General features: G+C 45.1%; 17 protein-coding genes. 14 read left to right on the forward strand and 3 right to left on the reverse strand.

Annotated elements, in window-relative coordinates; translation table 11 throughout:
* Positions 1-8 precede the first annotated feature (8 nt).
* Positions 9-1133, reverse strand: coding sequence for an efflux RND transporter periplasmic adaptor subunit (locus OCU50_RS11465; protein WP_060468549.1), 1125 nt, complete (start codon positions 1131-1133; stop codon positions 9-11).
* Between the two features lie 274 nt (positions 1134-1407).
* Positions 1408-1749, reverse strand: a complete 342-nt coding sequence (erpA, locus tag OCU50_RS11470; protein WP_004734539.1) for an iron-sulfur cluster insertion protein ErpA — start codon at positions 1747-1749, stop codon at positions 1408-1410.
* A gap of 285 nt (positions 1750-2034) precedes the next feature.
* Here erpA and hemL point away from each other — a divergent pair, with 285 nt between their 5' ends.
* The gene (hemL, locus tag OCU50_RS11475; RefSeq protein ID WP_060468550.1) at positions 2035-3330 is read left to right on the forward strand and encodes a glutamate-1-semialdehyde 2,1-aminomutase; all 1296 of its coding nucleotides are present in this window, start codon (positions 2035-2037) and stop codon (positions 3328-3330) included.
* A gap of 141 nt (positions 3331-3471) precedes the next feature.
* Here the strand turns inward: hemL and OCU50_RS11480 are convergent, their stop codons facing one another.
* Positions 3472-3597, reverse strand: coding sequence for a hypothetical protein (locus OCU50_RS11480; protein WP_017056654.1), 126 nt, complete (start codon positions 3595-3597; stop codon positions 3472-3474).
* Positions 3598-3673: 76 nt separating this feature from the next.
* Here OCU50_RS11480 and OCU50_RS11485 point away from each other — a divergent pair, with 76 nt between their 5' ends.
* The 13 genes from OCU50_RS11485 (at position 3674) to OCU50_RS11545 (ending at position 24793) form a co-directional block, all read left to right on the forward strand.
* Positions 3674-4759, forward strand: coding sequence for an AI-2E family transporter (locus tag OCU50_RS11485; protein ID WP_060468551.1), 1086 nt, complete (start codon positions 3674-3676; stop codon positions 4757-4759).
* Positions 4760-4870: 111 nt separating this feature from the next.
* Positions 4871-5893: a 16S rRNA (guanine(1207)-N(2))-methyltransferase RsmC gene (rsmC, locus tag OCU50_RS11490; protein ID WP_060468552.1), complete on the forward strand. Its 1023-nt coding sequence runs from the start codon at positions 4871-4873 to the stop codon at positions 5891-5893.
* A gap of 216 nt (positions 5894-6109) precedes the next feature.
* On the forward strand, positions 6110-9499 hold the full coding sequence (locus OCU50_RS11495) for a response regulator (protein WP_060468553.1): 3390 nt from the start codon (positions 6110-6112) through the stop codon (positions 9497-9499).
* 703 nt (positions 9500-10202) lie between these two features.
* Complete coding sequence (locus OCU50_RS11500) at positions 10203-11885, forward strand: ABC transporter substrate-binding protein (RefSeq protein WP_060468554.1); 1683 nt, start codon at positions 10203-10205, stop codon at positions 11883-11885.
* A 169-nt stretch (positions 11886-12054) separates the two neighbouring features.
* A complete protein-coding gene (locus tag OCU50_RS11505) occupies positions 12055-13041 on the forward strand; it encodes an ABC transporter permease (RefSeq protein ID WP_060468555.1) in 987 nt (328 codons plus the stop codon).
* 2 nt (positions 13042-13043) lie between these two features.
* Positions 13044-14069, forward strand: coding sequence for an ABC transporter permease (locus OCU50_RS11510; RefSeq protein ID WP_060468556.1), 1026 nt, complete (start codon positions 13044-13046; stop codon positions 14067-14069).
* A gap of 2 nt (positions 14070-14071) precedes the next feature.
* Entirely contained in the window at positions 14072-15055 is a 984-nt protein-coding gene (locus tag OCU50_RS11515) for an ABC transporter ATP-binding protein (RefSeq protein WP_060468557.1), read from the forward strand.
* 87 nt (positions 15056-15142) lie between these two features.
* The gene (locus OCU50_RS11520) at positions 15143-16138 is read left to right on the forward strand and encodes an ABC transporter ATP-binding protein (protein ID WP_060468558.1); all 996 of its coding nucleotides are present in this window, start codon (positions 15143-15145) and stop codon (positions 16136-16138) included.
* A 98-nt stretch (positions 16139-16236) separates the two neighbouring features.
* Positions 16237-17958, forward strand: a complete 1722-nt coding sequence (locus OCU50_RS11525) for a glycoside hydrolase family 9 protein (protein ID WP_060468559.1) — start codon at positions 16237-16239, stop codon at positions 17956-17958.
* 2 nt (positions 17959-17960) lie between these two features.
* Positions 17961-18845: a glucosamine kinase nucleotide-binding domain-containing protein gene (locus OCU50_RS11530; protein WP_060468560.1), complete on the forward strand. Its 885-nt coding sequence runs from the start codon at positions 17961-17963 to the stop codon at positions 18843-18845.
* Positions 18846-18857: 12 nt separating this feature from the next.
* Positions 18858-20780, forward strand: coding sequence for a beta-N-acetylhexosaminidase (locus OCU50_RS11535; protein ID WP_060468561.1), 1923 nt, complete (start codon positions 18858-18860; stop codon positions 20778-20780).
* Between the two features lie 120 nt (positions 20781-20900).
* Entirely contained in the window at positions 20901-23306 is a 2406-nt protein-coding gene (locus OCU50_RS11540; protein ID WP_060468562.1) for a glycoside hydrolase family 94 protein, read from the forward strand.
* Positions 23307-23380: 74 nt separating this feature from the next.
* Positions 23381-24793, forward strand: a complete 1413-nt coding sequence (locus OCU50_RS11545) for a phosphoglucomutase/phosphomannomutase family protein (RefSeq protein WP_060468563.1) — start codon at positions 23381-23383, stop codon at positions 24791-24793.
* Positions 24794-24917 lie beyond the last annotated feature (124 nt).

Raw genomic sequence — 24917 nt, forward strand, 5'->3', positions numbered from 1 at the left:
GCTATCCCCTACTCAGCGGTTGCGTTTGAGAGTTCAGCACCTTGCGCAACCGCAATCACCGAATCGCCATCACGCACAAAACCTTGGCCTACCGTGATGATATCAACGCGTTGTCCAAGTCCTGTGAGCCACACGCCATCTTGCTCGGCTTTCACAAGCTGGATGCCGACAAATTTTACAGTTGGAGAGTCATCGAGTGACACCAGAGTTTTAACCCCAAGGTTACCGGCTTCATCCAATGCCAACATAGCAGGTGTTACCTTGATGGCGTCTCTTGTTTCTAGGTTGAGTTTCACTTCAGCACTGACACCGGCCGGTAATAAGCCATCAGAGTTGTCGATTTCGATCTCTACGGGGAAGGTGTTAGTTGAAGTTGAAGATATTCGAGAAACGTAACGCAAGCGCCCTTCTGCTTCTTCTCGGCCTAAAAGGCGAACTAAAGCGGATTGATTGACTAACAAATGTTGAATATGGCGTTCACTAACATCAGCCTCAATAACTAAAGGGTCGAGGTCAATCACACCAGCGACTGGATCGCCAACACCAACAAAATCACCCAGCTCCACCATTAAATCTTGAACCACGCCCGAGAAAGGCGACGTAATAACGGTATTCTTTAGAGCCAGTTCCGCGTTGCGCTTCATGGCCTTGGCTTCAGTTAGTGAAGCCTCTGCGGAAGTATAGGCTATCTCTCCTTGGAGCCCTCTTTCCTTCAATGATTGTGCGGCTTTAAATTCTTTTTGTTTTAAGCGATATAAAGCCGATGCACGTTCAAGTTGAATCTCTAAATCGCCTTTATCAATCTGAGCAATGGCCTGCCCTGCTTTGACCAGATCACCTTTAACAAGGTTCAATCGAACAATCTTTCCCGCGACTTCGGCTCCTAAACGAGCATGTCTATCTGGCGCCGTTCTGCCATAGAGATCAATGCTTTTATAGGTAGGTGAAGAAGTGAATGTTTGAAAAGAAACCTTAGCCAGCGGAACCTCTGCCGCTTTTTTCTCTGGCGATTCTTCCGCTTGTCCCACTCCTAAACCAAGCCAAATAGACAACAACATCACGAGAATCAAAGAAACCAGCCATGGCTGTTTAAGTTTCTGAGAAAGCAATGGGCCAGAAAAGAGAGAGGTCATAGCAAATCCTTTTATACGATATAATTAATTACGCCAATTAATTTAATATGTCATATACAACTTCCTGATGTACAAAAGTAACCTTAACAGACCAACGAGGAATGAAGTTGGACACGATCGACAGTTTAAAAAATATGCGGTTTACAAAAAGCCGGAATACTTTGAAAAATAATAAATTTAAAGTAGCAGTAAGTCTTTTTAAGGTTCCTCTAAAACAAAACGCCGAACATCAGTCCGGCGTTTACAATCTTTCAAGCCCTACTTTCCACTAAAGCTAGACGCTAAACGATGCACCACAGCCACATGTTGTCGTTGCGTTCGGGTTGTTTACAAAGAAACGTGCGCCTTCTAGGCCTTCAGTGTAATCAACCATGCCGCCCATTAAGTACTGTAGGCTCATTGGGTCAACAACCAGCGTTACACCGCTGTTTACAATGGTAGTGTCACCATCATTTACTTTTTCATCAAATGTGAAGCCGTATTGGAAACCACTACAACCACCACCTGTAATATATACACGCAGTTTTAGTTCTGGGTTTTCTTCTTCAGCAATTAGCGTTTGTACGCGGGTAGCTGCTGCATCAGAAAAAGACAATGGGATATTTACTTCGCTCACGACAACCTCTCTTACCTGTGTCAAAAACAACATGATACAAATCTAATTCGAGACCATAGTTGTTGAGTATTTTCTTATATTCGGCTGATTATCTAATACCTGACTGAAACGTTCAAGTATTCACCACCGGATCCTTCCTTTTACTGCTGTAAACTGGCAATTAAAACGTGTAACCACACAAAACAACCAGATTCGGATGATTATATCGGCGAAAGCATTCCTAGTTGGATTCGGGATAGGTACAATGCGTGCCAATTGGTCCGACAGTCAAAAGAGGATATATCAATGACCAAATCAGCAGAGCTATACGAACAAGCACAGCAAACTATTCCTGGTGGCGTAAACTCTCCAGTTCGTGCATTCAATGGCGTAGGTGGTTCGCCAATCTTCGTTGAACGCGCTGATGGCCCACTTATTTTTGATGCTGATGGTAAAGCATATATCGATTACGTTGGCTCTTGGGGTCCAATGATTTTGGGTCACAACCACGCTGTGATTCGTGATGCAGTCATTGAAGCAGCTCAACGAGGCCTTAGCTTCGGTGCTCCAACTGAAACTGAAATCAAAATGGCTGAACTGGTATCTGAGATGGTTCCATCAATGGAACAGCTACGTATGGTTAGCTCGGGTACTGAAGCAACAATGAGTGCAATTCGTCTTGCTCGTGGCTTCACTGGTCGTGACAAAATCCTCAAGTTTGAAGGCTGTTACCATGGCCATGCAGACAGCCTACTAGTAAAAGCGGGTTCTGGCGCATTAACTTTAGGTCAACCAAGCTCTCCAGGTGTTCCTGCTGATTTTGCTAAACTGACATTAACGGCAACGTTTAACAACCTAGATTCAGTACGTGAATTATTCGCTGCAAACAAAGGTGAAATCGCATGTATCATCGTTGAGCCAGTGGCGGGCAACATGAACTGTATTCCACCAGTAGAAGGCTTCCACGAAGGTCTACGTGAAATCTGTGACCAAGAAGGTGCATTGCTAATCTTTGATGAAGTAATGACAGGTTTCCGCGTTGCTGAAGGCTGTGCGCAGGCTTACTACAACATCAAGCCAGACCTAACGTGCCTTGGTAAAGTGATCGGCGGCGGTATGCCGGTGGGTGCTTTTGGTGGTCGTAAAGAAGTGATGCAATACATCGCACCAACAGGCCCAGTTTACCAAGCGGGGACGCTTTCAGGTAATCCTGTTGCTATGGCAGCTGGCTACGCATGTTTGAACCTTCTACGAGAAGAAGGTAACGAAAAACGTCTAGCTTCAAAAACGAAACAACTAGCGAATGGCTTCAAGCAACTTGCTGACAAGCACGGTATTCCTTTGCTTGTACACCAAGCTGGCGGTATGTTCGGCTTCTTCTTTACAGATCAAGAAACCGTAACCTGCTACGAAGATGTAACTAAGTGTGATGTTGAACGCTTCAAGCGCTTCTTCCACCTAATGCTTAAGCATGGTGTTTATCTTGCCCCATCAGCATTTGAAGCAAGCTTTACTTCTCTGGCTCATGGTTCAAAAGAGATTGATGCGACACTAGAAGCGGCTGACCGTTGTTTCGCGATCATAGCTTCTGAAAGTAATTAATCGAAAGTCCTCTATAAGTCGCTAACCGATTGAATTTAGGGCTGCATTAACGCAGCCTTTTTTAGTGCGCCGAGTTATTCAGCCTCGAGTATTTCCGCTTAGATTCCTCGTCAATTTGTTCGAAAACTTAACAAAAAGCGTCTAACGTTCCCAGAAAAGGAAAACCAACAACATCAGCGTACCAAGGAACATTCTGAACCACGGGATCTCTTTTTTTATTTGTTGTTCTTCGTCTTGGCATTTCTTATCTTTGTCACAGCACCCCATAATCAAAACTCCTCATTGCTAACTCTCTGTTTTGCAGCCATTATAAACTTAGAATGCCAATATAGAGACCATTATCGTGTCAGAAAAAATTAAAATTAATTCTAGCCATTGGGTGATCATCATAGCCCTACTCGCGGCGGCTTTTGCTTGTTATCTGCTTATCGAACCCTATGTGAACTCAATAATAATGGCATTTATCATTTCACTTTTGATGTTCCCGATCCACGAATGGCTTGAAAGAAAGATACCAAAGAAAAAAAACATCGTCTCATTGCTTTCTTGTGTGATACTGACTTTTATTATCGTTATTCCTTTATTAGCAGTGTTTGCTGCAATTGTTCAGCAAGGTTCTCTGTTTTCTCAAAACACCTATCAATGGGTAACACACGGTGGCATTCAAACTCTATTTGCCCACCCATTGGTGGTTAAAGCGCTGTCGTTTGTAAATAACTACCTCCCTTTTGACAACATTGAGCCTCAAGCCATCGCTCAAAAAGTCGGTGAGTTCGCTACCAGCTTTGGTTCAAAATTGGTTGGTATTAGTGCAAAAATTCTTGGTGATGCGACCAGTTTTTTGATGGATTTTTTCTTGATGCTGTTTGTTCTGTTCTTCTTGTTAAGAGATCACGACAAAATCATCAGCGTCGTTCGCCATATTCTTCCATTGTCTCGTAGCCAAGAAGACAAACTTCTAACAGAGATTGAACAAGTATCGAAGTCTGCCGTAATGGGGTCATTCTTAACCGCAATCGCACAAGGTATTGCAGGCGGTTTAGGCATGTGGATCGCCGGTTTCCCTGGCCTATTCTGGGGAACCATGATGGGCTTCGCCTCTTTCATCCCTGTAGTCGGTACGGCGCTAATCTGGATTCCAGCCGCAACCTACTTATTCCTAACAGGTGATACCACATGGGCAATTTTCCTAACGGTTTACTGTGTGGCAATTGTTGGTTCAATTGATAATCTTCTGCGTCCGCTTCTGATGCAAGGCAGCGCAGGCATGAACACCCTGATGATTTTCTTCTCACTATTGGGTGGTATTCAACTGTTTGGCTTGATTGGTCTTATCTATGGCCCGTTGATTTTTGCTATAACGATTGTCCTATTCAATATCTACGATGAAGAGTTTAAAGACTTTTTAAACCAGCAAGACAAGAGTTAACCGACTCATTAGGCAACTTGCTTGCCGAACGCGTATTAAACACTTCAAGCTTTAGGCGGATTATGCGAAAATCCGCCCTCATTTTTTGCTAACGATTCAATAGAGTGTCCTATGTCCGCCTACATTGCCCCAAGTCAGATTGCTGAGCGCCAACTTGCCTACTTTGAAGGCAAACATGTTTTAGTTGCCGGTGAGGCTGAAGACTTATTCCCTGTTGAATTAGCGAAGCATTGTGAATCTGTCTCTGTGTTCACTTCTAATTACAGCTACTACCGTCAGCTTGAAGGTTGTAGCACCATCCAACGTTTTTACGGTGCTGAGTTTACCGAAGAGACCAAAGCTGACTTAGTGATGTTGTATTGGCCAAAAGCCAAGGCAGAAGCGGAGTATTTGTTGGCGATGCTGTTTGCCAAGTTAGGCAAAGAGATTGAGATTGTCGTTGTCGGTGAAAACCGCTCTGGCGTGAAAAGTATTGAGAAGATGTTTGCGCCTTACGGCAAGGTCGTAAAATACGATTCAGCGCGTCGCTGTTCTTTCTACTGGGGTCAATGCTTCGAACAGCCACAATCTTTCAACTTGCAAGACTGGTTTAAAACCTACACGGTTAACATTGGTGAGCAATCACTTACCGTAAAAAGTCTTCCTGGCGTATTCAGCCACGGTGAGTTCGATGTGGGTAGCCAACTGCTGTTGGATACTTTGCCAAAACTAAAAGGCAAGGTATTGGATTTTGGTTGTGGTGCTGGCGTGTTGGGCGCAGTAATGGCATCTCGTAATCCTGATATCGAGCTAGAAATGTGTGACATCAGTGCATTTGCAGTAGCATCAAGCCAAGCAACCCTCGAAGCGAATGGTTTAACAGGTAAAGTCTTCGCGTCAGATGTCTATTCTGATACAGCACAAGACTACCAATTCATCATCAGTAATCCACCATTCCACTCAGGTTTAGACACCAGCTACAGTGCAACGGAAACTCTGCTGGCGCAGGCACCGAAGCACTTAAAGCATGCTGGAGAGTTGTTCATCGTTGCGAACAGCTTCTTAAAATACATTCCAATTATTGAACAATCTTTTGGAAAATGCGCGACTCTAAATAAGACCACCAAATTCGCGATCTACCACGCAAATAAGTAGTCTATTTAACACAGCGTAGAGGCATTATCTGCGCTGTCTGTTCATATTTTTATCAAAAGCTTATAAAAATGCGCTTTTGCACACGCTTTAAATACCACTTACTTGTCAAAGTAAAAAAACTCGTTAATTTCGTTAAATTGGAAACCGTTAATTCTATTCTCTGTACCTGTTTTCGCCTCTTTTAGCAGTACATCAAAGGAAAGTAGTACCCAATTTATGTTTAGATTCTATCGTAAGCAGAAGTTTAAGCGCCTTCAAAATACTCTAATGCTGGCATTTCTTGTCCTCAGTATTATCCCAGTGACACTAATCGCAATATTCTTCCTCCAGTCGCACAGTCAAGATCTACAGGAACAAAGCACCTCACATCTTGTTTCGGTTCGTGATACTAAGCAACAGCAAATCGTCGATTACTTACAAGCTCAAGAGTCCCAAGTCATGGGCTTTGTACGCTCAGAACTGGCTAATGCCAGTGGTGGGCGATTCTATGGGTTGATCAATGCATTTCAAAGGCTCGGCCTAGATATTGACGAAGCACGTAGCAATGCGCAGCAGCGTTATATTCAAGGATCAGGCGATCAAATCAAAACATCTATTCTTCCAGAATCGAACAGTTTTATTGGCAGTGAGCGTTATCGCCTACTACACAAACGCTACCACAACGCTTACCTAGAACTACTGAAACGATCCGATTTTGACGATATATTATTGGTTGATATCAACGGTAACGTCGCTTATTCCGTATTTAAACGTGATGATTATGGCACCAATTTACTGACAGGTAAGTACAAGGATTCAAACCTAGGCACTACCTTTCAACAACTAAAAAAAGACGTAACCGACCGACGTAAATCTAATGAGGATTACACGCCTGTTATTGTCTCTGACTTTAAAGACGAGAATGGTAGACAAACAGCATGGTTAGGTGCGCCTATCGTACAGCAGGGCTATCTGCACAGCTATGCGATGTTTAGATTACCGATCAACGGCATAACGAAACTTATCGCGGATCTCAACAAGAGTTCCAACATTCAAACCTTATTGGTAGGTAGTGATCACTTACCTCGTAGCCTTGCGCATTCGCAAGAATCGATCAACTTAAGCCTAGACGTTGTTGATAAAGCGCTTGCGGGCGAAACTGCAGTGGGCACCTTCGATAACACTCAAGATCAAGCGATCATCGCTGCCTATACGCCAATTGAACTCAAATATGCAACTTGGGCTCTCGTTGTCGAGCTGCCAGAGAAAGAAGCATTTGCCCGAATTCACCAGCTAGAAAAGATCTTCGTGATCGTAATGTTAACTGCAATCATTCTAGTATTTGTTGCATCGCATTACCTATCCAACTTCATCACATCGCCGCTCCTCAAACTCACTTGGGCAGCCGAGAAAGTATCTGCTGGTGATCTTGATGAAACGATGATCAATACCGAGCGAAAAGATGAGATAGGCCGCCTTGCAGTAAGCTTCGAACGAATGCAGCGCTCAATTCGCGAAAAGATGCAGCTGATAAGAAGCCAGAATGATGAACTTGAGGACAACCTCAAGACCATTCAAAAGCAAAACGAAGAGTTGCACCTTGCTAACAAACTAAAAGATGAGTTCTTAGCAACAACTTCGCACGAACTTAGAACACCACTGCATGGGATGGTTGGTATTGCTGAAGCACTAATATCTGGTGCGAACGGCCCCATTCCAGCTAACCAGAAGTACCAGTTAGATATCATCATCAATAGTGGTCAGCGATTAGCAACCTTGGTTGATGATCTACTTGATTACCACAAGATGCGTTACGGCAGCTTGGATATTAAGAAATCTGCGGTTGATCTGTCTGCAGCCACCAGCTTGGTGCTTGAGCTGTCCCATCACCTGCTGGGTAGTAAACCAATCCGCATTATTAACCAAGTTCCTAGTGATTTGGGACTAGTTTCATCTGACCCTCAACGCCTTGAACAAGTGATGTATAACTTGGTCGGTAATGCCATCAAGTACACATCAGAAGGTAAGATTGTCATCTCTGCGAGCGTTATTGACGACAACATTCGCGTGCAAGTTGTTGATACCGGACAAGGTATACCCGCTGAGTATCTAGAGCACATCTTTGAACCCTTAGTTCAAGCAGGTCAAGATGCAGGCAACTATCGTCAAGGTGCAGGGCTTGGGTTATCCATTAGCCGTCAACTGATTGAGCTTATGGGCGGGTCACTTTACGTAAGTAGTCAGCCGATGCTTGGCACTACCTTCAGCTTTACGCTACCTTTAGCTACACAAGAAGAATTGCAGAACTACAGCAAGTCTGGCAGCTACTCACACTTCCAAGCTCCAGATTTAATTGATAATACTCAACAAGAAGACAGCGTTATCAATGAAAATCCTGACGGCCCACTCTTAGTAATCGCAGATGATGAGCCAGTAAACCTACGCGTATTAGACAGTTTCTTGAAGTTAGAAGGTTTTCGAGTTCGTACTGCATGTGACGGTCCAGAAACCATTGAAATAATTGAAAAAGAGAAGCCTGAATTACTTCTACTCGACATCATGATGCCTGGTATGAGTGGCTACCAGGTTTGCGAAACACTGCGTAAACAATATGACCATGCACAGTTACCAATCATCATGCTTACGGCGCTTAACCAAGCAGAGGATCGAGTACGAGGCTTCGAAGTCGGAGCCAATGACTACTTATCCAAGCCGTTCAACAAACAAGAGTTAGCCGCTCGAATTACTGCGCACCTATCAGCAAGCAAAGCTGAGCAAAGACGACTTGAAAATGACCAACTACAACTAGAGCTTAAACATAGAGCCATGGTTGAAGCTAATTTACTAGAGACACAAGGACGTTTACTAGAACAATTAGAATCCGCTCCGGAAGCCATCATCTGTATTCGAGACGACCAGCGCATTCGATTTGCAAATGAAGCAGCAGCCAAACTCTTTAGGCGTGGGCAAGAGCAACTTAAGCGTTCAATGGCTGACGAAATCATTGCGCCTAAGTACCTCAAAATAGAACAAGCCCACTACTGCGGTGATATTGATATCTACATAGACGACACACGTCAGCGCATTCCAAGTGATATCCTTAAGCTACCTGAAGGCTCAGGGCTCGACACCATGTATATCTTCAATGTGGGTGGTGGCGTTAACTCAAGCCGAGTCAATAACCTTGAAACGGCGGTTGAGGCACTTTCAAGCTACGCCTTTGAAGGTGACAAAGATAAGCTCCAACAGCTGAAAGAGCTCGGAGGTGAGTTTACTCGTATCGCAGATAAAGCGAGCGGTGAAGGTAAAAACAAACAGGAATTAATGCGTGAAGTATTGGTTGATGCCATGACCAATGCCATCATTTACTGGGAATCAGTAACAGGTGAAACTAAGTTTGCCTTCGCAGAGAAGAGTGGCTTGTGGCGCGTCTATTTAGACCGCAGCACGCTGCAAACACGAACGTTAGACAAATACCTACGCGTAGAAACACTCCCTAAAACACCTCGTTGGCGAACCGTATTGAGCTCGATCGAGTTTATACTCGAACACTGTAAAGAACAGACACCAGAACGAACTCATATAGAGATGCTCAGAGATAAGTTACAGAAACTACTGACTAGCTAACTCTGAACTAACACCGTCTCGTCTTATTAGCCCACCTCGCGTGGGCTTTTTTGTACATAATCTTCAGACTTAAAACAAAGTAGCTCATATTTCAATTTACTTTTTTCACTTCTTTAAACAAGAGGATTATCTCGTTACTTGAGATCAAACACCTCTCCCTCTAGTCACTATTTCTCGTCCGGTTTTCCATCATATTTAACCGTTAGCTGACTATTTGTTGCAGTTTGAGAAGCGAGTCACAACAGAACGGCAGATTTAATTTTCTAGTGAAATTTAACGTAAAACAGGCAAGTGACCAAGATCTACAATTACATTAAAATAACACAAGTCTATATAATAAAAAGGAAATAGAGTAAGTGACCACTAACATGGACTTTCCAGAACAAATTCAATTGCGAGTCACATCACCATAACAATTGCGTGCAAAAAACCATCAAACCACCCTATTTTGACGTTAATGACGTGTGGTTATGTGTTTTTAACGTTTTTGACGGGAAACGAGTTTGATTAATTCATCGATAAGGTGTTTTCTTACTCCTGCCAAAGGCCTACAGGCCACTCTTACCACTTCTCGGAATCAACGATGAATCTGGAGCAACGAAGAAGAGGTAGGCCTTTAATAGAGTGTGTATCTACTAAACCATTTAGCGACAGATAACATTCAATCCATTAGTGAAATGAAAGCAAATAGTAAGGAACAGCTATGCTTGCCAATATAAAAAAAACAGCAATAGCAACAGCAATTATTGCGACCGCTACAACAGGTTTTGCATCAGTAGCAACCGCTGCAGAACGCAGTGAACTGACCGTTCACCCGAAAGAGTACACTACATTCGTACGTAACTTTAACCCGTACCTTGGTGCTACTAACCTACATACTACAACTGACTTCATGTATGAGCCGCTAGTAGTATTTAACGAAATGCACGGTAACACTCCAGTGTTCCGTCTAGCTGAAAACTTCAAAATGTCAGATGATCTGATGAGCGTAGTTTTCGACATTCGTAAGGGTGTTAAATGGTCTGACGGAGAAGCTTTCTCTGCTGATGATGTTGTTTTTTCTTTCAACCTTGTAAAAGAGAAGCCAGAGCTTGACCAATCTGGTATCAACTCTTGGGTAACTTCTGTAGAAAAACTGAACGATAACCAAGTTAAGTTCACCCTAACAGAAGCAAACTCGAACGTACCTTATGAGATTGCTAAAGTACCTGTTGTACCTAAGCACATCTGGAAAGACGTTAAAGATCCATCAACGTTTACCAATGAGAATCCCGTTGGTTCTGGTCCATTTACAGAAATCGATACGTTTACAGCACAACTATACATCCAGTGTGCAAACCCGAACTACTGGGATGCAGACAACCTAGATGTTGACTGTCTACGTGTTCCACAAATTGCGAACAACGACCAATTCCTAGGTAAAGTTGTAAACAGTGAAATGGACTGGACGTCTTCTTTCGTTCCAGATATCGACCGTACATACGCAGCAGCTAGCCCTAAACACCACTACTGGTACCCGCCAGCAGGTACACAGGCATTCATCGTTAACTTCAAACACCCTGATGCTGCGAAGCATGAAGCGTTGAGCAACGTTGACTTCCGCCGTGCTTTCTCTATGGCTCTTGACCGTCAAACTATCATCGACATCGCATTCTACGGCGGCGGTACTGTGAACGATTTCGCATCGGGTCTAGGTTACGCGTTTGAAGCTTGGTCTGATGAAAAAACTCACGACAAGTACAAAGGCTTCAACACTTACAACGCTGAAGGCGCGAAAAAGCTTCTTGCTGACGCTGGCTTCAAAGATGTAAACAAAGATGGTTTTGTTGACACTCCATCTGGCAAGTCTTTCGAACTAATGATCCAATCGCCAAACGGCTGGACTGACTTCAACAACACAGTTCAACTAGCGGTAGAACAGCTAAACGAAATCGGTATTAAAGCGAAAGCTCGTACGCCAGACTTCTCAGTGTACAACCAAGCAATGCTTGAAGGCACATACGACGTAGCATACACAAACTACTTCCACGGTGCGGATCCATACACGTACTGGAACAGCGCTTACAACTCATCACTACAATCTGGTGATGGTATGCCTCGTTTCGCAATGCACTTCTACAAAAACGACAAGCTAGATGGTCTTCTAAACAGCTTCTACAAAACCGCTGATAAGAACAAGCAGCTAGATATCGCACACGGTATTCAGCAAATCATCGCTGCAGACCAAGTGACGATCCCTGTGATGTCTGGTGCTTACATGTACCAATACAACACAACTCGCTTCACTGGTTGGTGGAACGAAGAAAATCCAAAAGGCCGTCCAAACATTTGGGCTGGTATTCCAGAACGTCTACTTCATGTACTGGACCTAAAACCAGTTAAATAAGTAATCGTTCAATCTTTGCGGCGTAACTTCTTACGCCGCTTATAAAAATCCCCACACTCTCTATTGAAAGTATGGCGCTAGTCGTCAGGGGATTTTTCGTTCCAAATTTCGCTAGGAGCGACCTGAATCCAGAAACAGGGAAACAATCTGGGTGAGTAAGGTGTGAGTTATGGGTTATTTTTTAAGACGTTTGTCATTTTATTTTGTCGCGCTATTAGTTGCAGCGACGTTAAACTTTATTATTCCAAGAGCAATGCCTGGTGACCCCGTTACCATGATGTTTGCGAACGCTTCTGTACAAGTTACTCCTGAGCGTATTGCGGCAATGAAAGAACTATTAGGCTTCGTTGATGGTGGCTATTTGGTTCAATACGGCGCATACATGAAGAATATTCTAAGCTGGGAGCTTGGCACATCAATCCAGTTCTACCCACTGTCGGTAAATACATTGTTGGGTGGCGCATTCGGTTGGTCACTATTCTTAGCGGGCACCGCCGTTATTCTTTCTTTCTCGATTGGTTCAATTCTAGGTATTTTCGCAGCGTGGAAACGCGGCAGTAAATACGATGCCTTTGTTACTCCAGGGATGCTGATTCTGCAAGCCGTTCCTCAAGTTGTTATTGCGATGATTGCACTATTCACCTTCGCAATTGGCTTAAAGTGGTTCCCAACAGGCTACGCCTACACCGCAGGTACAATACCGGACTGGACAAGCTGGGCGTTCATTAAAGACGTCGCTTACCACGCTTTCTTACCTCTGCTGTGTGCTTCTATTGTTCAAATTGGTGGCTTCCTAGTCAACATGCGTAACAACATGATCAACCTACTTGCGGAAGACTACATCACGATGGCTAAGGGTAAAGGCCTTAGCGAAAACCGAGTGGTATTCAACTACGCAGCTCGTAACGCGATGCTACCAAGTGTGACAGCCCTTTCAATGTCGCTAGGTATGGCAATCGGTGGTCAGTTAATTATCGAAATCATCTTTAACTACCCAGGTCTTGGCAGTGTACTTTTCAACGCCATTAACGCTCGTGACTACCAAGTGCTGCAAGGTCAACTGCTTATCATGACGCTGTTCATGCTGTTCTTTAACCTAGTTGCAGACATGCTTTACGTTGTTCTTGACCCTCGTCTTCGTAAGGGTGGTAAATAATCATGAAAGACTTTCTAAAACTCATTTGGCGTAACCCGATGGCCCTTACTGGCGTCATCATCCTAAGTATTTTTATCCTTGGCGCGATTGCGGCTCCATTGCTCACCAAACACGTACCAGACAAACGAACAGGTAACCCGCACGAATACCCTGGCTTCGTTGTTAAGTCTGCACAAACAAGCCCTGATGGTTGGATTGCTCAAAACCTAGCAGACGACCGTCGTACATTGATTATGTCTAAAAAGGCAGATCACGTACTTGGTACAACTCGTATGGGGCGTGACGTTTGGTCACAAGTGGTATACGGCGCACGCGTATCTCTTGCGGTAGGTTTTGGTGCTGGTCTAACTGTATGTCTACTCGCAACAGTTATCGGTGTTTCTGCTGGCTACTTTGGCGGCCGTGTCGATGACGTACTGACAGCGGCTATGAACATCATGCTAGTTATCCCTCAGTATCCACTGTTGTTCGTAGTTGCAGCCTTTATTGGTGAGGCAGGGCCACTCACCATAACCTTGGTTATCGGCTTTATGTCTTGGGCTTGGGGCGCCCGGGTTGTTCGCTCCCAGACCCTAGCACTGCGTGAAAAAGAGTTTGTAAAAGCCGCTGAAGTTTTGGGTGAATCTTCATTCCGTATCATCTTCGTAGAGATTCTGCCAAACCTTATCTCTATTGTTGGTGCGAGTTTCATCGGTTCGGTGATGTACGCAATCATGATGGAAGCAACGATTTCGTTCCTAGGCCTTGGAGACCCAAACACAATCAGCTGGGGCATCATGCTTTACAACGTTCAAACCTCTTCATCAATGCTGATTGGCGCTTGGTGGGAACTATTAGCTCCTTGTATCGCACTGACACTACTCGTAACAGGTCTTGCTCTGCTTAACTTTGCTGTCGATGAAATTGCTAACCCGCAACTGCGTTCTCACAAAGGCATGAAGCGCTGGAAGAAACTAGCAGCTCAAGACAAAGAAGAACGTGAACCAGAACTACCACCACAAAATGCACTTTGGAGCGGAGATAAATAATCATGTCTGAACCACTAATTTCTATCCGCAACTTATGCGTGGATTACATCACCGAATCAGGCGATGTTCGCGCTTGCAACAACGTCAGTTTCGATATCGCTCCGGGTGAGGTATTCGGCCTAGCCGGTGAATCTGGCTGTGGTAAATCAACGGTTGCTTTCTCTCTTATGCGTCTTCATAAGCCGCCCGCTTACATCAGTGGTGGTGAGATTATCTTCAACGGGGAGAATATCCTTGAATACAGTGATGACCGTATGCAAGCGTTTCGTTGGAGCGAGATGTCGATGGTATTCCAGAGTGCGATGAACGCACTCAATCCAGTACTACCGATGGAAGAGCAGTTCTGTGACGTAATCATGCGTCACACCAATATGACTCGTGAACAAGCGAAGCAACGTGCTGAAGGTCTACTTGAAATCGTCGATATTCACCCGAGCCGATTGAGTGACTACCCTCACCAATTCTCTGGTGGCATGCGTCAACGTTTGGTTATTGCTATCGCTCTAGCCCTGAATCCGAAGCTGATCATTATGGATGAGCCAACAACAGCACTTGATGTAGTTGTGCAACGCGAAATCCTACAAAAGATCTATGCGCTGAAAAAAGAATTTGGCTTCTCGATTCTGTTCATTACCCATGACTTGTCATTGATGGTCGAGTTCTCTGACCGCATCGGCATCATGTACTCAGGTGAGCTGATCGAGGTAGCTAACTCTCAAGATATTCTAGAAAACCCTTACCACCCTTACACCAAAGGGCTGGGAAGTTCTTTCCCTCCACTAACAGGGCCGAAGACAAAATTAGCGGGTATTCCGGGCAACCCTCTGAACCTATTAGAGATTCCTGAAGGGTGTCGTTTCCAAGCTCGTTGTGACCGTGTACATGAAACCTGTACTAAGGTGCCAACCAAGCTGCGTTCTATCGAACCGGGACATTTGTCTAACTGCCACCTGTACGGCGACCCAATAGTACAAAGGAAGCTATAGCTTGCACGCTTTCTCAGCGTGAATAACTAGACAGGCGGCTCGACCGCCTAAAAACAAGCCAAGCGAACAAGGATTCTGGAGACAATTATGAGCAAAGATTTCGGTCAATTATTGGTAGAAGGTAAGAATGTCGTAAAAGACTTCCCAATAAGCAGTACCACCATTCAAACCCCGATGATGCGTGCGATCAACGACGTATCATTCAAGATGTACAAAAGCCGCGGCCTAGCAGTGGTTGGTGAGTCTGGTTCAGGTAAATCAACAACAGCAAAAATGATCGCAAAGATGTACGCGCCTTCAGGCGGTACGATTGAATACAAAGGGCGCGACATCCAAGAGATCTCAAGCAGAAAAGATCTTATGCATTACCGTGAAGGTGTGCAGATGGTATGGCAAGACCCGTTTGGTTCACTCAACCCAACACACAATATCTTTCACCACATCGCTCGACCACTGTTGATTCACAAGAAAGTGACTCCGGGTAATAAGAGAGAACTAGAAGAACGTGTTTACGATCTTTTAGAGCAAGTGGGTCTGATCCCACCGAAAGAAACAGCAAAAAAATACCCTCACCAACTGTCTGGCGGTCAACGTCAGCGTGTCAACCTAGCACGTAATATCGCGGTTGGTGCTGAGGTTGTTCTCGCAGATGAACCAACCTCAATGCTAGACGTTTCTATTCGTGCTGGTGTTTTGAACTTGATGGAAGAGATGAAATTTGAGAAGCAAATGTCACTGCTTTACATCACTCACGACATCGCAACGGCTCGTTACATCGCTGAAGACCTTTCAGTGATGTATGTCGGCCATATGGTGGAATGGGGCGATACCGATGACGTTATTGCTAACCCTCAGCACCCTTACACTCAACTACTGGTTTCTGCGGTTCCAGATCCTAAGAAATCGATCCACGAGCAACTAGCGGGTAACAAAGGGGAGATTCCACTTTGGACTCCAGTATCCGCCGGCTGCCCTTTTGCAGGCCGTTGTACTCACGCAATGGACAAGTGTAAAGAGCGGCTACCTAGTGTAACTCAATTAGCCGATAACCACTTTGTTCGTTGTTACCTGCACGAAAGCTAAACATTAAGACTGAGTTAGGGTCTGCGGGCCCTAACTACTCATATCCAAACCAATTCAGGTACCTAGCCAAAAGAAACTAGGACCTTTGGAGAACATTGATGCTGTTATTGACCAACCATATTGGCTACGAATCTTCGGCTCCCAAGCAGGCGATCTTACAGACTAAGAAAACTCGCTTATCGAGCACGACTGCACTTTTGGTGTGTGCCGACAACCATATTACTGTGGGCAACTTTGATGTTGTAAAACAAGGCCATGTAGCAAATTGGCATCAAGGGCAATTCTTCACCATCGATTTCAGTTCATTTACCGAATCCGGTCGCTACTACCTGCGCTTTGATAACCTACGTTCGGAAGTGTTTGAGATTGGCAACAACCTACTAATGAACCACACATTTTCTGATGTGCTTCATTACTTCAAGTCACAACGTTGTGGCGGCACTTTTGACAAGAAAGATCGACAAGCACAAATTCTCGGCACCGACAGATACGTCGATGTCCATGGTGGCTGGTACGATGCATCAGGTGATGTAAGTAAGTATTTCAGCCACTTGTCTTACGGCAACTACCTCAACCCACAACAGATTCCTATGGTTGTTTGGAACATGCTCAAAAGCGTGCGCTTAACCAGCGACAATCCAGACTTCCCTAAATTCTCTATGACTCGCCTAACAGAAGAAGCGCTATTCGGAGCTGATTTCTTAGTTCGTATGCAAGACGCGGCTGGATACTTCTACATGACAGTATTCGACAAGTGGAGTAAAGACATCAACCAACGCGACATCTGCGCGTACGCCACTCAAGAAGGCCATAAATCAACAGACTTACAAGCAGGCTACCGACAAGGGGGTGGTGTTGCTATTGCGGCACTCGCAGCGGCTTCTGAACTTGAAGTTTCAAGCAGTTACTCTAGCCAAACCTATCTTGATACCGCAACCAAAGGTTACTGGCATCTCAAAGAGTACAACCTCCAATACCTAAACGATGGTGAAGAAAACATCATCGATGAGTATTGCGCCCTACTCGCAGCCAATGAGCTGTACCGAGTAACACAAGACGAACAATACCTTTCAGAAGCAAGAACTTGGGCGACTCGTTTAATCTCTCGTCAACAGTCAGATGATTCATTTGAGCACTTCTGGTCAGCTAATGCTGATGGCTCTCGCCCATACTTTCATGCAGCTGAAGCCGGCCTTCCAGTAATTGCCCTGTGCGAATACATCGACAATGAAACCGATACGGAGCTGAAAGAACGAGCTCGCATTGTTGTTGAACAAGCGTGTCAGTTCGAAATCAACATCACCGATAAAGTAACCAACCCATTTGGCTACCCAAGACAGTACGTTAAAAATGTTGATGGTGATAAGCGCGATGCTTTCTTCGTCGCTCAGAAAAATGAAACAGGCTACTGGTGGCAAGGCGAGAACGCACGTCTTGGTTCGATCGCAACCATGGCGTACTTAGTTCAACCACATATTCAAGATAGCGAACTGCAAAAGCGTTTAATCCAACTTTCACAGAACAGCCTAGATTGGATCTTGGGTCTCAACCCATACCACATGTGCATGCTTGATGGTCATGGTCATAACAACCCTGACTACCTGCCGCAGCTTGGTTTTTTCAATGCGAAAGGTGGTATCTGTAATGGCATCACAGCTGGCTTTGAAGATGATCAAGACATTGCATTCAATCCACCAGCGCAAAAAGATGACATGCTCCAAAACTGGCGCTGGGGCGAACAATGGATCCCTCACGGCGCGTGGTACTTACTGGCAACCGCTGCGCAATTCAATTTCCTAGCACAACGTAAGGAGCAATAACCATGACTCTTTACTACGTAGGTATTGATGGTGGCGGCACTTCTTGTCGTGCGCGTATTCGCGATGACCAAGGCACACTCATTGGTGAAGCGAAAAGCGGCAGCGCTAACATCCTTTTGGGTGTTGATGTTGCGATGAGATCGATTGTTGATGCGATTACTCAAGCGGCGCAGCAAGGGCAACTCGACTCAACTCATTTTTCCAATATGCATGTCGGCCTTGCACTGGCTGGTGCTGAGCAAAAATCGGCATGGTTCGACTTCATGGCTCAACCACACCCTTTCGCCAGTATGACGCTCAACACTGACGCTTACGGTGCTTGTATTGGCGCTCACAATGGCCAAAACGGCGCGATCATGATTGGTGGCACGGGCTCATGCGGCATCTACCTACAAGATGGTGAGCAGCACGTCGTTGGTGGTCGTGAATTCCCAATTTCCGACCAAGGTGGCGGCGCTGTAATGGGCCTTCGCTTGATTCAACAAGTTCTGCTTGCTGAAGATGGCATTCGTAGCAAAACCCCACTCACTCAGCATGTTATGCATCACTTTAATAATGATGTCGATGCCATTGTGGAGTGGTCAAAAGGCGCAATTCCAAAGGATTACGGTCAATTCTCGCCAGTAATTTTTCAACTGGCGAATGAAGGTGACGAACTGGCTATCGAGATGCTCAAGCAAACCGCAGCGGATATCGAAATGTTTGTACTAGCACTGCATCGTAAAGGTGCGGACAAGGTATGCCTGATGGGAAGTATCGCAGAGCGAATTCTCAATTGGCTATCACCACCAGTACAGCAATGGATCGTTAAACCTCAATTCGACGCTATCGAAGGCGCATTGATGTTTGCCGGAAAACCACAACACAACTTGTATCAACAGGCTTAGCAGGGAAGTTATATGAATTATCGCATCGACTTAGCTGTTCTTTCTGAACAAAAAAACAACTGCCGATTGGGCCTTACGGTACATAACTTAAGTGATCTTGACGTGACAGATTGGTCACTGCATTTTGCCTTTGACCGATTCATCCTTCCTGAGAGTTTATCGCAAGGTGAACTGACTCAAGTTGGCAGCTTCTGCTCGTTCAAACCAAGTTCGTCAGTATTAAAGGCCAATAACCATTACTACCTTGAATTCAGTATTCAAAGCGCACCATTCCGCTTCTATTCGGATGGCTTGAATGATGCCTTTATTCAATCGAACTCAAAGGGAGAAGCCTCTGTTCTGCCGGTGGCTATTTCTCCGATAGTGCTAGCATCTCCTTATAGTGAACGTAGTCAACTTCCAGCAGTAAGCGCTTCAAGGCTAGCTCTCATCCCCCGTCCAAACAAGCTCAAGGTTGATCAAGGTCATTTTGAACTAAACAGCAATTGTAAAGTTGAGATTAAATCTCACCTTGCAGACAACGCCGTGACTTGGTTAGAACAAGAGTTGCTCTCTACCTTTGATTTATCCCTAACTACCAAGAATAGCGGCAATATTCTATTTCGTAATAATCCAACTTTAGATGAAGCCAAGTACAAACTAAATATCACCTCACAACACATTAATATTGAGTCTGGTAGCCAGTCTGGCTTTATCCATGCCGTCGCTAGCTTAATACAATTAGTTGAGCCGTCGAGTAATACTCGTTTTTCTCTTCCATGCTGCCAAATTGTAGATGAGCCACGCTTTAAGTATCGCGGCATGATGTTGGATTGTGCTCGCCACTTCCATTCAGTAGATCAAGTGAAGCGTCTAATCAACCAATTGGCGCACTACAAGTTCAACGTTTTTCACTGGCACCTAACCGATGATGAAGGCTGGAGAATTGAGATAAAGAGCCTACCTCAGCTAACTGAAGTTGGTGCTTGGCGTGGTCCTAACCATGCACTGGAACCGCAATACACCCATATTGCGGAAAACTACGGCGGCTTCTACACGCAGCAACAGATTCGCGAAGTTATTGAATACGCAGAACAGCGTAGCATCACGGTTATCCCTGAAATCGATATCCCGGGACACTGTCGCGCCGCGATCAAATCACTGCCAGATATGCTGGTAGAGCAAGCTGATACCACTCAATACAAGAGCATTCAGCACTACAACGACAATGTGCTAAACCCAGGCTTGCCAGGCACTTACCAATTCTTAGATGCGGTTATTGAAGAAGTCGCAGAGCTGTTCCCAAGTGAATTAATTCACATGGGCGCAGACGAAGTACCACCGGGCGTGTGGACCAACAGCCCTGCAGCTCAAGCGTTGATGAAAGAACATCAATATCAAGACAGCAAAGACCTGCAAGGGCACCTATTCCGCTACGCTGAAAGCAAACTCAAGCAACTCGGCAAGCGCATGGTGGGCTGGGAAGAGGCGCAACACGGCGACAAGGTGAGCAAAGAGACCATCATCTACTCGTGGCTTAGCGAAGAAGCCGCTGTGAACTGTGCTCGCCAAGGCTTTGATGTGGTTCTGCAACCCGCACAATTTACTTATCTCGACATGACCCAAGATTATGCACCGGAAGAGCCGGGTGTAGATTGGGCGGCTGTGATTCCATTAGAACAAGCTTATACCTATGAAGCGCTTGCTGAGATATCTGACACCGATCCAATTCGTAAGCGGATATGTGGAATTCAGTGTGCTCTATGGTGTGAAGTCATCACCAACCAACAGCGTATGGATTACATGGTATTCCCAAGAATTAGCGCTTTAGCTGAAGGATGTTGGACACATAAAAACAACCGAGAGTGGCTAGATTACCTGTCTCGCCTAAAGGGTCACTTGCCACTACTCGACAGGCTCAATGTTGACTATCGCAACCCTTGGAAAGCTGAATAAACCAAAACACATTCACACGAGTGACTGCTGAATCAAATTAAGGTGCTCAGTCAGATACGACTCAGTACCACTATTTAAAAATTAGCTGCATAGATGCAGTTTGTTAAAAAGGAAATGACAATGAAATACGGCTATTTCGATAACGACAATCGCGAATACGTCATCACTCGCCCTGATGTACCTGCACCTTGGACAAACTACCTAGGTACTGAAAAATTTTGTACCGTGATTTCGCACAATGCGGGCGGTTACTCGTTCTACAATTCTCCAGAATACAACCGTGTTACTAAATTCCGCCCAAACGGCACCTTCGACCGTCCAGGACACTATGTTTACCTGCGTGATGATGAAACAGGTGATTACTGGTCTATCTCTTGGCAGCCAGTGGCAAAGAGCCTAGATGAAGCGAATTACGAAGTTCGTCACGGCCTGTCATACTCAAAGTTCAAATGTGAATACAGCGGTATTACAGCGACCAAAACGCTATTCGTACCTAAAGGCGAAGATGCAGAAGTTTGGGACGTTGTCCTAAAGAACAACACAGATAAGCCACGTACTATCAGCACATTCTCATTTGTTGAGTTCTCATTCAGCCACATCCAATCTGATAACCAGAACCACCAGATGTCTTTGTACTCTGCGGGCACGTCTTACCAAGAAGGTGTGTTGGAATACGACCTGTACTACAACACTAATGACTTTGAAGGCTTCTACTACTTAGCGTCAACTTTCTCTCCAGACAGCTACGACGGACAACGTGATAACTTCCTTGGTATGTACCGTGACGAAGCAAACCCAATTGCGGTTGAAAACGGTAAATGTTCTAACAGCGCTCAAACCTGTTACAACCACTGTGGTTCTCTACATAAGCAATTGACGATTCAACCGGGTGAAGAAGTTCGCTTTGCCTATGTACTAGGTATCGGCAAAGGCAACGGTGAACGCCTACGTGAAAAATACCAAGACACTGCAAACGTAGATGCTGCTTTTCAAGGCATCAAAGATCACTGGGACGAACGTTGCAACAAGTTCCAAGTTAAGTCTCCAAACGAAGGCTTAGACACTATGATCAACACGTGGACACTATACCAAGCGGAAACTTGTGTGGTGTGGTCGCGCTTTGCATCATTCATTGAAGTTGGCGGCCGTACGGGTCTTGGTTACCGTGATACCGCGCAAGATGCGATTTCAGTCCCTCATGCCAACCCACAAATGACCAAGAAACGTATTATCGATCTGCTTCGTGGCCAAGTGAAAGCGGGTTACGGTCTACACCTATTCGATCCTGACTGGTTCGATCCAGAGAAAGCAGACGTTGAGCCTTCAAAATCACCAACGGTTGTTCCAACACCGTCAGACGACGACAAGATCCACGGCATTGAAGACACCTGTTCTGATGATCACTTGTGGATTGTCCCAACCATCATCAAGTACGTAATGGAAACCGGTGAACACGGTTTCTTTGATGAAGTGATTCCATACGCAGACGGCGGTGAAGCGACCATTTACGAACACATGAAAGCAGCACTGAACTTCTCTGCAGAATACGTTGGTCAAGCCGGTATCTGTAAAGGCCTTCGTGCAGACTGGAATGACTGTTTGAACCTAGGTGGCGGTGAATCGTCAATGGTTTCATTCCTACACTTCTGGGCGCTACAAGAATTCTTAGACTTAGCTAAGTTCCGCAATAACGACGCTGATGTTGCGAAATACACTGAAATGGCCGCGAATGTTCGTGAAGCGTGTGAAACACACCTTTGGGATGACGAGGGGGGTTGGTACATCCGTGGTCTAACTAAAAATGGCGACAAGATCGGTACCGCTCAACAAACAGAAGGTCGTGTGCACCTTGAGTCAAATACGCTAGCGGTTCTCTCTGGCGCGGTATCTCAAGAACGCGGTGAGAAAGCGATGGACGCCGTTGATGAGAACCTGTTCTCTGAATACGGCCTACACCTAAACTCTCCTTCATTCGCAACACCAAACGATGATATCGGCTTCGTAACTCGCGTTTACCAAGGCGTAAAAGAAAACGGCGCTATCTTCTCTCACCCGAACCCATGGGCTTGGGTAGCGGAAGCAAAGCTTGGTCGTGGTGACCGTGCGATGAAATTCTACGACGCACTCAACCCATACAACCAAAACGACATGATTGAAACACGTTACGCAGAACCATACTCGTACGTGCAATTCATCATGGGTAAAGACCACCAAGACCACGGGCGTGCAAACCACCCATGGTTAACCGGTACTTCTGGTTGGGCTTACTTTGCGGTAACCAACTTCATTCTTGGTGTTCGAACAGGCTTCGAAGGCTTAACGGTTGATCCATGTATCCCGACGGATTGGCCAGAATTCGAAGTTACTCGTCAATGGCGCGGTGCAACTTACAACATCACGGTGCAAAACCCTAATGCAGTAAGCAAAGGAGTTACCTCTATCACTATCAACGGTGAGTCAATTGAAGGTGCAATCCCAGTACAAGCAGAAGGCAGCGTGAATGATGTTGTCGTTGTTCTAGGCTAGTCACTCAATTTAACGAACAGCTCTTGTCTCAAGTCTTTACAGGCTTGAGACAATGAGACAAAAAGGATTTTCTAATGATTAAATTTGGTACAGGTGGTTGGCGCGCTTTCATTGGTGAAGAGTTCACCAGAGAGAACGTTCGCCTTGTGGCGCAAGCACTGGCAAACATCATCAACAATGAAGGAGCGGCAAAGAACGGATTTGTGATCGGCTATGACCGCCGCTTCCTTTCAGATAAAGCCGCGTGTTGGTTTGCAGAAGTACTTGCGGCGAACAACATCAAAGTGAGCTTCATCGATAAGTTCGTTCCAACTCCTATCGTAATGTTCCAAGCGAAAGAGATGGGCTGCACCTACTCGGCATGTATCACCGCTTCTCACAACCCAGCAGACTACAACGGCATTAAGATTTTTATTGAAGGTGGCCGTGATGCTGATGAGATCATCACAGAGAAGATCGAACAGCAAATCGCAACCCTAACCAACGAAGATGTTATTCGTGTCGATTTCGAACAAGCGTTGAATGACAAAGAGATCGAAATCATCAACCCGATGAACGCCTTTGTTGATTCCATCATTAATACCATCGATATTGAATCGATTAAGAAAGCGAATCTACGCGTACTGATCGACCCAATGTTTGGTGTGGCTAAAAATGCTCTACAAACGGTTCTTATCAACGGTCGTTGTGATGTCGACGTAATCAACGACGGCAAAAACCCAGACTTCGGTGGCCTAATGCCTTCTCCAAGCGCAGCAACGCTGTATCGTTTGAAGCACTTAGTCGCGGCAGAAGGTTATGACATTGGTATTGGTACCGATGGCGATGCCGACCGTTTGGGTATCATCGATGAGAAAGGTCACTTCATTCACCCTAACGAAGTGCTGCTACTGCTTTACTACTACTTGTTGGAATACAAGGGCTGGAAAGGTTCTGTAGTTCGTAACATCGCAACCACACACCTACTCGATAAAGTCGCGGCGGATCATGGCGAAAAGAGCTTTGAGGTTCCGGTAGGCTTTAAGCATATCAGCTCGCAAATGGAAGCCGATGACTCTCTGATTGGTGGTGAAAGTTCAGGTGGTTTAACCATTCGTGGTCACATCAAGGGTAAAGATGGCGTCTTCGCGTCAAGCCTACTGGTTGAGATGATCAGCGTAACAGGTAAGAAGCTGTCTGAATTACTTGATGAGATTTACTCTAAATATGGCTATGCCTACACCGCAGAAGGCGATTGTAAGTTTAAGCCTTCAGAGAAAGAAGCGCTCTACACTAAGATCTACGTCGAGAAGCAACTGCCTGAATTTGAATATGAAATTGAAAAAGTCAGCTATGAAGATGGTGCTAAGGTGTACTTCAAGAATGGCGGCTGGGTAATTGCTCGTTTCTCAGGAACAGAGCCATTACTACGAATCTTCGCTGAAATGGAAGATAAAGACACTGCAGAACGTGTTCTTCAAAAAGTGAAAGACTTCCTCTCTCTATAGGCTTATAGAGTGCAGCAGTTTTAAATGGGACTTAACAAATTACTGCCTTGTTAAAACCTATAAGTGAAGAACCCTTGCCCAGTACTTGATTAAAGTGCTGGGCTTTTTTATAGCGATTCTTGTA

This window comes from Vibrio toranzoniae (assembly GCF_024347655.1).
In the GTDB taxonomy this organism is placed as follows: Bacteria; Pseudomonadota; Gammaproteobacteria; order Enterobacterales; family Vibrionaceae; genus Vibrio; species Vibrio toranzoniae.